The sequence below is a fragment of the Trabulsiella odontotermitis genome (genome assembly GCF_030053895.1).
GTDB lineage: Bacteria > Pseudomonadota > Gammaproteobacteria > Enterobacterales > Enterobacteriaceae > Trabulsiella > Trabulsiella odontotermitis_C.
The window spans coordinates 3,807,175-3,820,938 of record NZ_CP125781.1; the positions used below are offsets into that span (position 1 = coordinate 3,807,175).

A 13,764-nucleotide genomic window follows, 5' to 3' on the forward strand; every position below is an offset into this window, starting at 1 on the left:
GCCGCCAGGCCGGGGGTCTGGCGGCACAACAATAAAAGCGTGGAAACAGAGCGAATGGATGTGATTGGCGAACAGAATTTGCGGCAGATGTGGGACGATCTGGCGGAAGTTTATGACGATAAAACGGCGTTGATCTTTGAGTCAGCCCGTGGAGAAGTGCGGCAATTCAGTTACCGCAGTCTGAATGAAGACATCAACCGTACCGCGAATCTCTTCCACGCTCTCGGTATTCAAAAGGGCGATAAAGTTGCCCTGCATCTGGATAACTGCCCGGAATTTCTCTTTTGCTGGTTCGGGCTGGCAAAAATCGGCGCCATTATGGTGCCAATTAACGCGCGCCTGCTGTGTGACGAGAGTACCTGGCTGATTCAGAACTGCCAGCCGCGCATGGTGGTCACGACTGAGAATTTCTGCGCCATGTATCAGAGCATACTGGCGCAGAAACAGACCTCGCTGGAAAATGTGCTGCTGATTACGGAAAACGAAGCGCCCACCGGTACGCTGGATTTCCTGCGGCTGCACGCGCAGCAACCCGCCACACTGCAATATGACGTGCCGCTGTCGACCAGCGACACCGCTGAGATCCTGTTTACGTCCGGCACCACGTCACAACCGAAAGGGGTGATCATCACCCACTACAATCTGCGTTTTGCCGGTTACTACACCGCCTGGCAGACCGCGTTACGGCAGGACGATGTTTACCTGACCGTGATGCCCGCGTTTCACATTGACTGCCAGTGTACGGCGGCAATGGCGGCCTTCTCCGCCGGGGCTACCTTCGTCCTGCTGGAAAAATACAGTGCCCGCGCCTTCTGGGGGCAAATCATCAGACATCAGGCCACCGTTACCGAATGCATCCCGATGATGATCCGCACGCTGATGGCGCAACCGCAGGCGAGCAACGAAAAACAGCACCGTCTGCGCGACGTGCTGTTCTATCTCCACCTTTCCGTGGAAGAGAAAGACGCGTTTGTCTCCCGTTTCGGTGTCCGGCTGCTGACCTCGTATGGTATGACGGAAACCATTGTCGGTCTGATTGGCGATCGCCCCGGCGACAAGCGGCGCTGGCCCTCCATCGGCCGCCCCGGTTTTTGCTACGAAGCGGAGATCCGCGACGGCAACAACCAGGTACTTCCCGACGGGCAGACGGGCGAGATTTGCGTCAAAGGCGAGCCGGGAAAAACCCTGTTCAAAGCTTATTACAACCGCCCCGACGCCACCGCAAAAGCCTATGACAACGGCTGGCTGCATACCGGCGATTACGGCTACCGCGATGCCGAAGGCTTTTTCTACTTCGTTGATCGCAGCAGCAACATGATTAAGCGCGGCGGTGAAAACGTCTCGTGCAGTGAAATCGAAAATATTCTCTCGTCGCATCCGCAGATTATGGAAGCGGTGGTGATCGGCGTTGCCGACAGCATTCGCGATCAGGGAATTAAAGCCTTCATCGTGCTCAATGAGGGAGAAACGCTGAACGAAAGCGAGTTCTTCTGCTGGTGCGAGAAAAAAATGGCGAAATTCAAGGTGCCGTCATTACTGGAAATTCGTCAGGATTTGCCGCGCAACTGCTCGGGAAAGGTAATCAAAAAACACCTGAAATAAATGACCGAAAGGAATGAAAACATGAGCGATTCATTACATCTGACTCGCAATGGCGGGATTCTGGAAATTGTGCTCGACAGACCGAAAGCCAACGCCATTGACGCCAGAACCAGTTATGAAATGGGCGACGTCTTTCTGCAGTTTCGCGACGATCCTGAACTGCGCGTCGCCATCATCACCGGCGCCGGTGAACGGTTCTTCTCCGCTGGCTGGGATCTGAAATCCGCTGCGGAAGGCGAAGCGCCGGATGCCGACTTTGGTCGCGGTGGTTTTGCCGGGCTGACCGAAATTTTCAACCTCGATAAACCCGTCATCGCCGCCGTTAACGGCTACGCGTTCGGCGGCGGTTTCGAGCTGGCGCTGGCGGCGGATATGATCGTCTGTGCGGAAAACGCCAGTTTTGCCCTTCCCGAAGCCAAACTGGGCATCGTGCCGGACAGCGGCGGCGTGCTGCGTCTGCCGAAATTTCTGCCGCCGTCCATCGTCAATGAAATGGTAATGACCGGGCGGCGAATGGATGCCCAGGAAGCACTGCGCTGGGGGATCGTCAACCGCGTGGTCAGTGCCGGTGCGCTGATGGAGAGCGCTCGCGAGCTGGCCGCACAAATCACCACCAGCGCGCCACTGGCGGTCGCAGCGCTGAAAGAGATCTACCGCGCCACCAGCGAACTGCCTGTTGAAGAGGGCTACCGGCTGATGCGCAGCGGCGTGCTGAAGCATTATCCCGGCGTGCTGCACTCCGAAGACGCCACCGAAGGCCCGCTGGCGTTCGCCGAAAAACGCGAGCCACAGTGGAAAGGCAGATAAACTCGCCCTGCTCCGGCTCGCCCGGAGCAGGCCCTCGCAGGAGTCAGTCGTGAGTTATTATGTGTTTGAAGGTCTGGTGCCGGTGGTTCACCCCACCGCCTGGGTGCACCCCACGGCAGTTATTATCGGTGACGTGATAGTTGGCGAAGGGGTGTACATCGGCCCGCTGGCCTCGCTACGCGGCGACTACGGGCGGCTGATTATCGAGCGCGGCGCGAACATCCAGGACAGTTGCATCATGCACGGCTATTGCGACACCGATACCATCGTGCGCGAAAACGGGCATATCGGGCACGGCGCGATCCTCCACGGCTGCGTTATTGGCCGCGATGCGCTGGTCGGCATGAACAGCGTGATCATGGATGGCGTCATTATTGGCGAGGAGAGCATTGTCGCGGCCATGAGTTTCGTCAAAGCCGGGTTCAGCGGCGCACCCCGGCAGATGCTGGTGGGCACTCCGGCCCGCTATCTGCGTGACGTCACTGATGAAGAATTGCGCTGGAAGCAGCTTAATACGCAGGAATATCAGGATCTGGCACCGCGTTGTCGGAAAGGGTTACGCGAAACAGTACCGCTGAACGAGCCGGAAGCGCATCGCCCCCGCTTACAGGGCACCACGGCAGTAAAACCAAAGCATCAATAACAACAGGCGCACGCGGCGCCTGTTGGGTATGGCCTTAGCGGCGCATGGATTTTGACAACATCCACTGCCACTTCTGCTCGCGGTTAAGCTCACCTGGCGGCACAACGCTTAAACGCGTCGCGCTATTACAGACCACCTCTTTTGTCAGACGGGTGGTTCTCAGCCGGGAATAGAGCGCGGGGCTGATTTTCTTCACTTTGACCAGACGCTGGCACTGACAGCCGCGACCGGCAAGTTTATTGGGGATCATTTTAGTTTCACATTCGATTTCGCCCACTTCGGCGAGAATGTAGGAAAGGGTATTAATTGCTTTGCTATGTTCGATGTCGAATTCGATAGAGATTTCTCTGGCAGTAATCCAACGATTTTGCGCCATCATCCAGTCGGCAATTAACAAATACAGCGGTTTATCGATATATTCTTCACACATAGATACTCCATTCTATCAAGCCAACAATTTCTCTGGCGGGGCTGATGTCACGGTAGTATACCGCGTCAAAGCCATGCTAAAAGTAAGGTTATTGGAAAGATAATAACGAAGCAACACGGTGATTAGTGTGAACCACGACGTGCCTGGAACAATATTGAAAATTAGTGTGGTTAAACGACAGAATGCAGTGGCAAATGCCACTGCACAGGGTTAATTGTCCAGTTCACCCATCGTTTTAACCTGATCGCGGTTAATTTGTTCGGTTTGGCCCGTTTCTGCATTTTTGTAGGAGACCAGGCCGGTATCCTCATCCACCTGCGGTTTGCCATCAGTCACAATCGTACGGCCATCGGTGGTTTTCATCGCCTGATTTGACGAACACCCCGCCACTGTAAACAGCGTCGCAGCCGCCAGAACCGAACTGATCAAAAGTGTATTACGCATGGTGTTTCCCCCTGCTTTTCCGTTAAGAATAATGATCTGTCTAATCATTTTAGGCTAACTGACGGGGTTAAGCGGGAAAACCAGAACACTCTGAAGAGAGGATATCGGGGAAACCCCGGCGAACAAATGCCCGCCGGGGGTATGACTTACTTGCTAATTTGCGCGTGCATTTCCTGAACGGAAATCACCTTTTCGGTGGCGTCGGAGTTCAGCGCCATGGCGGTGGCGAAACCGCCGTTCAGCGTGGTGTCATAATGCACTTTGTACTGCAGCGCGCTGCGGCGAATCAGCTTGGAGTCTTCAATCGCCTGACGTCCTGCAGTGGTGTTGATGATGTAGGTATATTCGCCATTCTTGATACGATCCTGAATGTGCGGACGCCCTTCATGCACCTTGTTCACCAGACGCGGGTTGATACCCGCTTCACCGAGGACAATCGCGGTGCCGTGGGTCGCATCCAGCTCAAAGCCCTGTTTCAGCAGCTTGGCGGCAAGATCCACCACACGTTCTTTGTCACCTTCGCGAACAGAGAGCAGCGCGCGACCGTTTTTCTTCATCGTCGAGTTGCTGCCAAGCTGTGCTTTAGCGAACGCTTCGGCGAAGGTACGGCCCACACCCATCACCTCCCCGGTAGAGCGCATTTCCGGCCCTAACAGCGGGTCAACGCCCGGGAATTTGTTGAACGGCAGCACCACTTCTTTCACCGAGTAGTACGGCGGGATAACCTCTTTGGTCACGCCCTGCTGCGCCAGCGTCTTGCCGGTCATCACACGCGCCGCCACTTTCGCCAGCTGAACGCCGGTGGCTTTGGAAACGAACGGCACGGTACGCGCCGCACGTGGGTTGACTTCAATCAGATACACTTCGTTGTCTTTCACCGCAAACTGCACGTTCATCAGACCACGCACCTGCAGTTCGAAAGCCAGCTTCTGCACCTGCTGGCGCATCACATTCTGAATTTCCTGGCTCAGGGTATAGGCTGGCAGCGAACACGCGGAGTCGCCGGAGTGCACGCCCGCCTGCTCAATGTGCTCCATGATACCGCCAATCAGCACCATTTCGCCGTCGCAGATGGCGTCAACATCCACTTCCACTGCGTCGTCGAGGAAGCGGTCCAGCAGCACGGGCGCGTCGTTGGAAACGCTGACTGCCGTCAGGAAGTAGCGGCGCAGATCGGCTTCGTCGTAGACGATTTCCATCGCGCGGCCACCGAGTACGTAAGACGGGCGCACCACCAGCGGATAGCCAATCTCTTTCGCCTTCTCAACAGCCATTTCAATGGCGGTGACGGTGGCGTTAGCCGGTTGTTTCAGCTTCAGACGGTCAACCGCCTGCTGGAAACGCTCGCGGTCTTCGGCTCGGTCAATGGCATCCGGGCTGGTACCGATCACCGGGACGCCCGCGGCTTCCAGCGCACGCGCCAGTTTCAGCGGCGTCTGACCGCCGTACTGAACGATAACGCCTTTCGGCTTCTCGATGCGGACGATTTCCAGCACATCTTCCAGCGTCACCGGCTCGAAGTACAGGCGGTCGGACGTGTCGTAATCGGTGGAAACCGTTTCCGGGTTACAGTTGACCATGATAGTCTCGTAACCGTCTTCGCGCAGCGCCAGCGAGGCGTGTACGCAGCAATAATCGAATTCAATGCCCTGGCCGATACGGTTTGGACCGCCGCCGAGGACCATGATTTTTTCGCGGTCAACAGACGGGTTCGCTTCGCACTCATCTTCATAGGTGGAGTACATGTACGCGGTGTCGGTGGCGAACTCCGCCGCACAGGTATCGACGCGTTTATAGACCGGATGCAGGTCGTACTGGTCACGCAGCTTGCGGATTTCCGCTTCGCGTACGCCCGCCAGTTTTGCCAGACGCGCGTCAGCAAAGCCTTTGCGCTTCAGCACGCGCAGGAAGTCAGCGTCGAGGCCATTGATGCCGACATCCGCCACTTTCTCTTCCAGACGCACCAGCTCTTCAATCTGCACCAGGAACCAGCGGTCAATGTTGGTCAGGTTGAACACACCATCGACGGACAGCCCTGCACGGAACGCATCGGCGATGTACCAGATACGCTCAGCGCCCGCGTCTTTCAGTTCACGGCGAATTTTGGTCAGCGCTTCCGGATCATCAAGGCTCACTTTCGGGTCGAAACCGGTGGCGCCCACTTCCAGACCGCGCAGCGCTTTCTGCATTGATTCCTGCTGCGTGCGGCCTATCGCCATCACTTCCCCGACCGATTTCATCTGGGTGGTCAGGCGGTCGTTAGCACCGGCAAACTTTTCGAAGTTGAAGCGCGGAATCTTAGTCACGACGTAGTCGATGGACGGCTCAAACGACGCCGGAGTGCGACCGCCGGTGATGTCGTTCATCAGTTCATCGAGGGTGTAACCCACCGCCAGTTTCGCCGCCACTTTGGCAATCGGGAAGCCGGTCGCTTTCGAGGCCAGCGCCGAAGAGCGGGAGACGCGCGGGTTCATTTCAATCACAATCAGGCGACCGTTTTTCGGATTCACCGCGAACTGAACGTTCGAACCGCCGGTTTCAACGCCAATCTCACGCAGTACCGCCATCGAGGCGTTACGCATGATTTGGTATTCTTTGTCGGTCAGGGTTTGTGCCGGGGCAACGGTGATGGAGTCACCGGTGTGAATGCCCATCGCATCGAAGTTTTCAATGGAGCAGACGATGATGCAGTTGTCGTTCTTATCGCGCACCACTTCCATTTCATACTCTTTCCAGCCAATCAGCGACTCATCAATCAGCAGTTCGTTGGTCGGGGAAAGGTCGAGACCGCGTTCGCAAATCTCTTCAAATTCTTCACGGTTATAAGCGATACCGCCACCAGTGCCGCCCATGGTGAAGGACGGACGAATGATGCACGGATAACCGACGTCAGCCGCCACTGCCAGCGCTTCTTCCATGGTGTGGGCGATGCCGGAGCGCGCGGTGTCGAGGCCGATTTTCTTCATCGCGACATCGAAACGGCGGCGGTCTTCAGCTTTGTCGATGGCGTCAGCGGTGGCGCCAATCATGGTCACGCCAAACTCCGCCAGCACGCCCTGACGCTCCAGCTCCAGCGCGCAGTTCAGCGCCGTCTGGCCGCCCATGGTCGGCAGCACCGCGTCCGGACGCTCTTTTTCGATGATTTTGCGTACCACTTCCCAGTGAATCGGCTCGATGTAAGTGGCATCGGCCATTTCCGGGTCGGTCATGATGGTCGCCGGGTTGGAGTTCACAAGGATGACGCGGTAACCCTCTTCGCGCAGCGCTTTACACGCCTGGGCACCGGAGTAGTCAAATTCGCAGGCCTGGCCGATAACAATCGGGCCAGCGCCAAGGATCAGGATGCTTTTAATATCTGTACGTTTTGGCATGGTTCTCTCAGCTCCTGATTATTTAGCGGTCTTACGGTAGGTCTCAATCAGTTCGATAAAGTGATCGAACAGTGGCGCCGCGTCGTGCGGGCCCGGGCTGGCTTCAGGGTGACCCTGGAAGCTGAACGCCGGTTTGTCGGTGCGATGGATCCCCTGCAGGGTACCGTCAAACAGCGATTTGTGGGTGACGCGAAGGCAGGCAGGCATTGACGCTTCGTCCACCGCAAAACCGTGGTTCTGCGCGGTGATCATAACCGTGTTGTTGTCGATATCTTTTACCGGGTGGTTGCCGCCATGGTGGCCAAACTTCATTTTGACGGTTTTGGCACCGCTCGCCAGAGCCAGTAACTGGTGGCCGAGGCAGATACCAAAGACCGGAATGTCGGTTTCAAGGAACTGTTTAATCGCCGCGATGGCGTAATCGCACGGTGCCGGGTCGCCAGGACCGTTGGAGAGGAAAATACCATCCGGGTTCATCTTCAACACCTCGTCCGCCGGGGTCTGCGCCGGAACTACCGTCAGGCGGCAGCCTCTGTCCACCAGCATACGCAGGATGTTACGTTTGGCGCCGAAGTCGTAGGCCACAACGTGGAATGGCAGTTCGTCTTCTTTTTTCGCTTCCGGCAGGTCGCCGGCCAGCGTCCAGCTGCCTTGCGTCCAGCTGTAGTTCTCGGCGGTGGTCACTTCTTTCGCCAGGTCCATGCCGTTCAGGCCAGGAAACGCGTTGGCTTTTTCCCGTGCCAGCGTGGCGTCAGGGTTATCACCAGCGATGATGCACCCATTCTGGGCGCCCTTCTCGCGCAACAAACGCGTCAGCTTACGGGTATCGATATCGGCAATCGCCACAATGTTGTGACGCTTCAGGTAAGAAGAGAGATCTTCGGTATTGCGGAAGTTGCTGGCAATCAGCGGCAGGTCGCGAATGACCAGACCTTGCGCATGTACCTGAGAGGATTCTTCATCAGCGGCGTTGGTGCCGACATTACCGATATGAGGATAAGTAAGAGTGACGATTTGGCGGGAGTAGGAAGGATCAGTGAGGATTTCTTGATAACCGGTCATTGAAGTATTGAAAACGACTTCCCCAACCGCCGTGCCCGTTGCCCCTATGGCCCGACCGTGAAACTGGGTTCCGTCTTCCAGAACCAAAAGCGCTGACTTTATCAAAACACCCTCCAAAGAATATTCACTCACTTTATCTGCATATTAATTCACAACTACAGGATGAATCAATGCAAATCTGCTGCCCGCGAATTTCTGGCAAACGGCGGCATTCTGGAGATTCGGGGGGTAAAAGTCAACTCAAAACACCAATTTTGCGTGTTATTTTGCGCCACTGGACAAGTTATCCGCTTTTAACAGGCAAAATGATCAGCAAAGTGAGTACAGAAAACGCTTGCGTGACTAAAAGAATGTCATTCACGCTGCCGGAGAGCAAAAAAGTAGACCATCTGGTCAAAATTTACAATTTATCAACACAAATGAGAAAGAAAAAGCCGACTAATAAGCATTTAGCACAGAAAGAGGAACATAACACAAAAAATAAAAGGGCAATAAAACTATTGCCCTATGCAATCAACAGCTTATGACTGCTAATACCACATCACGAACGGTAATACATCTTACAAATTATTCAAATTCAGCACGTCACGCATGTCAAAAAGGCCGCTTTTCTTACCTTTCAGCCACAATGCCGAACGAACCGCGCCGTTGGCGAAAGTCATGCGGCTGGACGCCTTATGGGTGATTTCAATTCTTTCGCCGATATCAGCAAACATCGCGGTATGTTCACCAACAATGTCACCCGCACGGACGGTCGCAAAACCGATGGTGCCAGCAACACGTTCACCGGTATGCCCTTCACGGCTGTAAACGGCACACTCTTTTAGATCTTTATCCAGCGCGTGAGCGATGGCTTCGCCCATTGCCAGCGCGGTGCCTGACGGCGCATCCACTTTATGGCGATGGTGCGCTTCAATGATTTCAATGTCGGTGTAATCGCCCATGACCTTCGCCGCCTTTTCCAGCAGCTTGAGCATCACGTTAACGCCAACGCTGAAGTTGGCGGCGAACACAATGCCGATGTCCTGTGCCGCAGCCTGAATGGCTTGTTTTCCGGCGTCGTCAAAGCCGGTGGTGCCGATGACCATCCCTTTGCCGTTTTCGCGGCAGAACGCCAGATGCGCCAGCGTGCCTTCCGGGCGGGTGAAATCGATAAAAATGTCAAAATCGTCTTTTACCGCCTGCAGACTGCTTTGCACGGTAACGCCGGTTTTGCCCATCCCCGCTAACTCGCCCGCATCACTTCCCAGCAGGGAAGAACCTTCGCGCTCCAGCGCCGCACCCAGTTGTACGCCCTCCAGCTGTGCCGCCGCCTGAATTAACTGACGCCCCATACGTCCGCCCGCGCCCGCAATAGCGACGCGGATTTGTGCATCATGCATATCTATTCTCTTGTGTTGATTTCAGGTAAACCGTTTTTCAGAGTAACCAGCCTCAGCCGGGGCCGCCATCTGAAAACGCCAGTAATTAGAATTTAACGTTAAGTGGCGGGAGATATCAGTAAAAAACATCATCCTCAGCGAAAACCGCAGGATTCCCTGATCACCAGCGCTGGTGGCAGAATAATGCGTTTCGGCGGCTCGTCATTGCCCTGAATCCGACTGAAAAGCAGCTCTCCCGCCTTGCGACCAATCTCTTTTGCCGCCACCGAGACAGTGGTCAGCGCCGGTTGTACCAGCGCGGCTTCGGTAATGTCGTCAAAGCCCACCAGCGCAAAGTCGCGCCCCACTTCCCGCCCCATTTTGCGCAGCGCCTGCATGACGCCCAGCGCGACAATGTCCTGATAACAGACGGCGGCGGTGATCTGCGGGAACTGGCTGAACAGCATTTCCGCCACTCGCGCGCCGTCGCTCTGGCTGGCCTGCGAGGTGACTATCCAGTCCTGATTGGGCGAAATACCGCTTTCCAGCAACTTACTGGTGTAACCGCCAATACGTTGCGAACGAGTGCCAGAATTGAGGCTGCCGCCAATAAACGCAATGTGCTGGTGTCCCAGTCGGAGCAAATGCGCCGTCGCCATCTGGGTGCCGAGAAAGTTATCGGTCCCGACAAAATCAAAATCAGGATCGTTCAGCGGACGCACCACCATGATGGCCGGAATATTGCGTCGCTTGAGCCCGTCGAAAAAGGCCTGTGGGGTTTCCCGGGCGGCACACAACACCATACCGCAGGCGTTATTGCGCATCAGTGAGTCAACAAACTTCTGCTGGCGCTCTTCTGACTCTTCGCTGTTCGCCAGAAACAGCAGCATCTCATGGCGCTCCATTTCATGGCTTAACCCTGCCGTCATCTCACCATAAAAAGGGTTGGTGATGTCGTGCAGCAGCAGACCGACCTGGTTGCTGCTGCGGTTGCGTAAATTGGCAGCAGTCTGGTTATAGACGTAACCGGATTCGTCCAGCGCCTTCAGCACTCGCTCCCGGGTGGCCTGCGAGATACGCCCGCGGTTGCGCAGCACCATCGATACCGTGGCGGTTGAGACCCCCGCCATCCCGGCGACCTGCGCCAGCGTTATTGTGGTCATAACGTCCTCCTTCGTTCCCTCCAGATTAATCGAATAACCTGTAAATTGCATTTTTCCTTGTGAAGCACTTCACACTCTCTGTTTCAGGAGGCCATTTCCTGCGGTTTTTGACAGGTTAATCGCGTTAACCACTCTTCCACATTGAGGTTAATCGATTAATCTTAATTTAACGCAGAGGGAGTTCGCTAATGAAAAAGACGACTTACGATAAATATCCTGAAATGACCGTGTCGGGCTACGATCAACACGCCTGCCGCGGCTGGGACGCGATTATCGCTGAACTTCGCCACCGGATCGCCGGGAAAGCGAAAACCGTGCTGGTGATCGACTGCTACCCTGGCGTCCGGCTCGAAGAACTGGAGCAGGCGTTGCAGGCTGAATTCAGTACCGCTCGCTGGATCAACGCAGAGACCGCACGCCGTGACGAACAGGCGTTACATGCCCTGCTGGCCCGCAACCTGACCGACGACCGGGTTTTTGGTGTGCTCTCCTGCCATCAGTTACCTGAGTTTTTCGAGCCAGTCGCTCTCGCTAACCTGCAAAAGCAGGTGGAGACTACCCCGGAAGCGCTGGTGATTGTCTACGGCCCGGGTGCCGCGCTGGTGCATCCCGGCGATGTGCTGGTGTATGCCGATTTGCCGCGCTGGGAGATCCAGATGCGGATGCGCAGCGGCGAACTCGGCAACTGGGGCGCGGAAAACCACAACGAAGATATCCTGCGCCGCTACAAACGCGCCTTTTTCATCGAATGGCGGGTGTTCGACCGCCATAAAACCCCGTTGCTCAAACGCGCCGATTATCTGCTGGATACCACCGTGGCGAATGCGCCGGCGATGGTCAGCGGTGAGGCGCTGCGCGCCGGGCTGGAACAGCTCACCCGTCGTCCATTCCGCGTCGTGCCGTTCTTCGACCCCGGCGTCTGGGGCGGCCAGTGGATGAAACAACAATTTGATCTCGATCCCATGAAACCCAACTACGCATGGTGTTTTGACTGCGTGCCCGAGGAAAACAGCCTGCTGATGCGGTTTGGCGACGTGCGGATCGAGATCCCCTCTCTGGATTTAGTGCTGCTGCACCCGCGCGCGCTGCTGGGCGAAAAAGTCCACGCCCGCTTCGGTGCGGAATTTCCGATCCGCTTTGATTTTCTCGACACCATTGGCGGGCAGAATCTGAGTTTTCAGGTGCATCCGCTGACGGAATACATCCAGCAGCAGTTTGGCATGCACTACACCCAGGACGAGAGTTACTACATTCTCGACGCTGAACCCGGTGCGGTGGTGTATCTCGGTGTACGTAGCGGTACTGAACCGCAGGCGATGTTTGATGATTTGCGCCAGGCGGCGCGGGGCGAAAAAGCGTTTGACGACGCGCGCTTCGTTAATCAAATCCCGGCCTGCAAACACGATCACTTTTTGATCCCGGCGGGAACCGTCCACTGTTCCGGCGCGGGCACGATGGTGCTGGAAATCAGCGCCACACCGTACATTTTCACCTTCAAGCTCTGGGACTGGGGGCGCCTCGGTCTCGACGGACTGCCGCGCCCGGTGCATCTCGATCACGGCGAGCAGGTCATCGACTGGCAGCGCGATACTGAATGGGTGCATCAGCATCTGGTGAACCGCATTGACGTGCTGGCGGAGGGCGACGGCTGGCGCGAAGAGCGAACCGGGTTGCACGAACGCGAGTTCATCGAAACGCGCCGTCACTGGTTTACCGGCCCGGTCACCCACCATACTGACGGCGGCGTGAACGTTCTCAATCTGGTGGAGGGTGCGCAAGCGCGGGTTGAAAGCCCGAACGGCGCATTTGAACCGTTCGTGGTGCATTACGCCGAGACGTTCATCATTCCGGCGAGCGTGGGCGAGTATCGCATCACGCCGTGGGGCAAAGGGGTGGGTCAGCAACTGGCGACGGTAAAAGCCTGGGTAAGGGGATAACGATGATTCATGTGATGGTGGCCTCTCACGGCCCGCTGGCAGCGGCGATGCGGGAGAGCGCTGAAATGGTGTACGGCGCATTGCCGCACGTTTTTACCGTGACGCTGACGGGCGAAACCGGCATTGAAGGCTTTAAACAGGATTTTGCCCACGTGCTGCACACCGCCAGCCGGGGCGCTGACGGCGTACTGGTACTGTGCGATATGCAAAGCGGAACGCCGTGGAACGTCGCCTGCCAGTATGCGTTTTCGCCTGCGGTGTCGCCGCCGGTAAAGGTCATTGGCGGCGTGAATCTTCCGATGCTGCTGCAGACCGACGAGGTGCTGGATTTTCAGGACGTTCACGCGGCAGCGGCGCAGTTGCTCGCCCTGACGCAACCGACGCTGGTCGTGGCCGAAGCAAACACCAGCGCCCAGTCTGACGATTTTTAAGGAGCCCATTATGAGCATTTCATTTGTACGTATCGATGACCGCGTCATTCATGGGCAGCTCGTCACACGCTGGGCCAAAGAGCTGCCCTGTGATGGCATCGTGGCGATAGATGATGCCGTCGCGGCCGATCCTCTGCTCTCTTCGGTCATGAAAGGGGCGGTGTCCGATACCAAAGTGTGGCTATTTGATACCGCCACCGCGATCGAGAAACTGCCCAAAGTTATTGCCAGTGATAAGCGCTATTTCGTCATCGGCAAGTCACCGGTCACGCTGCAAAAAATAGAACAGGCAGGCATCAGCCTCAAAAACAGCAACGGCAAAATCAACGTTGGCCCGATGAGCGCCCGCGCTGACACGGTCACCATCGGGCCCAATCAGTCAGTTAATGCCGGAGAAATCGCCGCTTTCGACTGGTTGAGCGCGCATGGCCATCATATCGAATTCCGTCTGGTACCGGATGCCAGTCATTACAGCTGGCAGGACGCCCGACAAAAAATGAAATAAGGAGCAGA

The 13,764-nt window shown here is 56.3% G+C and carries 13 protein-coding genes; 7 read left to right on the forward strand and 6 right to left on the reverse strand.

Going from position 1 to position 13,764, the window contains the following annotated elements; all coding sequences use genetic code 11:
• Nucleotides 1-54: 54 nt before the first annotated feature.
• From caiC to caiE, 3 genes are read left to right on the forward strand one after another with little or no spacing between them, the layout of a single operon-like run.
• Entirely contained in the window at nucleotides 55-1,602 is a 1,548-nt protein-coding gene (gene caiC, locus QMG90_RS18010; protein WP_283281008.1) for a crotonobetaine/carnitine-CoA ligase, read from the forward strand.
• Nucleotides 1,603-1,623: 21 nt separating this feature from the next.
• Complete coding sequence (caiD, locus tag QMG90_RS18015) at nucleotides 1,624-2,409, forward strand: crotonobetainyl-CoA hydratase (RefSeq protein WP_283281010.1); 786 nt, start codon at nucleotides 1,624-1,626, stop codon at nucleotides 2,407-2,409.
• Nucleotides 2,410-2,458: 49 nt separating this feature from the next.
• Entirely contained in the window at nucleotides 2,459-3,052 is a 594-nt protein-coding gene (gene caiE, locus QMG90_RS18020) for a carnitine operon protein CaiE (protein WP_283281011.1), read from the forward strand.
• Between the two features lie 34 nt (nucleotides 3,053-3,086).
• Here the strand turns inward: caiE and caiF are convergent, their stop codons facing one another.
• From caiF to carA, 4 genes are all read right to left on the reverse strand, one after another.
• Nucleotides 3,087-3,482: a carnitine metabolism transcriptional regulator CaiF gene (caiF, locus tag QMG90_RS18025; RefSeq protein WP_283281012.1), complete on the reverse strand. Its 396-nt coding sequence runs from the start codon at nucleotides 3,480-3,482 to the stop codon at nucleotides 3,087-3,089.
• Between the two features lie 210 nt (nucleotides 3,483-3,692).
• The gene (locus QMG90_RS18030; protein ID WP_283281013.1) at nucleotides 3,693-3,926 is read right to left on the reverse strand and encodes a YgdI/YgdR family lipoprotein; all 234 of its coding nucleotides are present in this window, start codon (nucleotides 3,924-3,926) and stop codon (nucleotides 3,693-3,695) included.
• A 146-nt stretch (nucleotides 3,927-4,072) separates the two neighbouring features.
• Nucleotides 4,073-7,297, reverse strand: coding sequence for a carbamoyl-phosphate synthase large subunit (gene carB, locus QMG90_RS18035; RefSeq protein WP_283281014.1), 3,225 nt, complete (start codon nucleotides 7,295-7,297; stop codon nucleotides 4,073-4,075).
• An 18-nt stretch (nucleotides 7,298-7,315) separates the two neighbouring features.
• On the reverse strand, nucleotides 7,316-8,464 hold the full coding sequence (gene carA / locus QMG90_RS18040; RefSeq protein WP_283281016.1) for a glutamine-hydrolyzing carbamoyl-phosphate synthase small subunit: 1,149 nt from the start codon (nucleotides 8,462-8,464) through the stop codon (nucleotides 7,316-7,318).
• A 65-nt stretch (nucleotides 8,465-8,529) separates the two neighbouring features.
• On the opposite strand from carA, the gene QMG90_RS18045 reads away from it, so the two are divergent.
• Nucleotides 8,530-8,886: a hypothetical protein gene (locus tag QMG90_RS18045; RefSeq protein ID WP_283281018.1), complete on the forward strand. Its 357-nt coding sequence runs from the start codon at nucleotides 8,530-8,532 to the stop codon at nucleotides 8,884-8,886.
• A gap of 33 nt (nucleotides 8,887-8,919) precedes the next feature.
• On the opposite strand, the gene dapB is transcribed toward QMG90_RS18045, so the two are convergent.
• Both dapB and QMG90_RS18055 read right to left on the reverse strand, forming a co-directional pair.
• A complete protein-coding gene (gene dapB / locus QMG90_RS18050; protein ID WP_283281020.1) occupies nucleotides 8,920-9,741 on the reverse strand; it encodes a 4-hydroxy-tetrahydrodipicolinate reductase in 822 nt (273 codons plus the stop codon).
• A 134-nt stretch (nucleotides 9,742-9,875) separates the two neighbouring features.
• Nucleotides 9,876-10,883, reverse strand: a complete 1,008-nt coding sequence (locus tag QMG90_RS18055) for a LacI family DNA-binding transcriptional regulator (protein ID WP_283281021.1) — start codon at nucleotides 10,881-10,883, stop codon at nucleotides 9,876-9,878.
• Nucleotides 10,884-11,071: 188 nt separating this feature from the next.
• Between QMG90_RS18055 and QMG90_RS18060 the strand changes: the two genes are divergently transcribed.
• Genes QMG90_RS18060 through QMG90_RS18070 form a run of 3 tightly spaced genes read left to right on the forward strand, consistent with a single transcriptional unit; the run spans nucleotide 11,072 to nucleotide 13,756 of the window.
• The gene (locus QMG90_RS18060; RefSeq protein WP_283281022.1) at nucleotides 11,072-12,820 is read left to right on the forward strand and encodes a class I mannose-6-phosphate isomerase; all 1,749 of its coding nucleotides are present in this window, start codon (nucleotides 11,072-11,074) and stop codon (nucleotides 12,818-12,820) included.
• Nucleotides 12,821-12,822: 2 nt separating this feature from the next.
• On the forward strand, nucleotides 12,823-13,251 hold the full coding sequence (locus QMG90_RS18065; protein WP_283281023.1) for a PTS sugar transporter subunit IIA: 429 nt from the start codon (nucleotides 12,823-12,825) through the stop codon (nucleotides 13,249-13,251).
• A gap of 10 nt (nucleotides 13,252-13,261) precedes the next feature.
• Complete coding sequence (locus tag QMG90_RS18070; RefSeq protein WP_054178319.1) at nucleotides 13,262-13,756, forward strand: PTS sugar transporter subunit IIB; 495 nt, start codon at nucleotides 13,262-13,264, stop codon at nucleotides 13,754-13,756.
• The last annotated feature ends 8 nt before the right edge of the window (nucleotides 13,757-13,764 follow it).

What these genes read in the sequence shown, in the direction of transcription:
- QMG90_RS18065 (WP_283281023.1), top strand. Translation starts at nt 12,823, where the DNA reads ATGATTCATGTGATGGTGGCCTCTCACGGCCCGCTGGCAGCGGCGATG.
- dapB (WP_283281020.1), bottom strand. Translation starts at nt 9,741, where the DNA reads ATGCATGATGCACAAATCCGCGTCGCTATTGCGGGCGCGGGCGGACGT.
- QMG90_RS18030 (WP_283281013.1), bottom strand. Translation starts at nt 3,926, where the DNA reads ATGCGTAATACACTTTTGATCAGTTCGGTTCTGGCGGCTGCGACGCTG.
- QMG90_RS18055 (WP_283281021.1), bottom strand. Translation starts at nt 10,883, where the DNA reads ATGACCACAATAACGCTGGCGCAGGTCGCCGGGATGGCGGGGGTCTCA.
- carB (WP_283281014.1), bottom strand. Translation starts at nt 7,297, where the DNA reads ATGCCAAAACGTACAGATATTAAAAGCATCCTGATCCTTGGCGCTGGC.
- QMG90_RS18060 (WP_283281022.1), top strand. Translation starts at nt 11,072, where the DNA reads ATGAAAAAGACGACTTACGATAAATATCCTGAAATGACCGTGTCGGGC.
- QMG90_RS18070 (WP_054178319.1), top strand. Translation starts at nt 13,262, where the DNA reads ATGAGCATTTCATTTGTACGTATCGATGACCGCGTCATTCATGGGCAG.
- caiF (WP_283281012.1), bottom strand. Translation starts at nt 3,482, where the DNA reads ATGTGTGAAGAATATATCGATAAACCGCTGTATTTGTTAATTGCCGAC.
- QMG90_RS18045 (WP_283281018.1), top strand. Translation starts at nt 8,530, where the DNA reads ATGCAAATCTGCTGCCCGCGAATTTCTGGCAAACGGCGGCATTCTGGA.
- caiD (WP_283281010.1), top strand. Translation starts at nt 1,624, where the DNA reads ATGAGCGATTCATTACATCTGACTCGCAATGGCGGGATTCTGGAAATT.
- caiC (WP_283281008.1), top strand. Translation starts at nt 55, where the DNA reads ATGGATGTGATTGGCGAACAGAATTTGCGGCAGATGTGGGACGATCTG.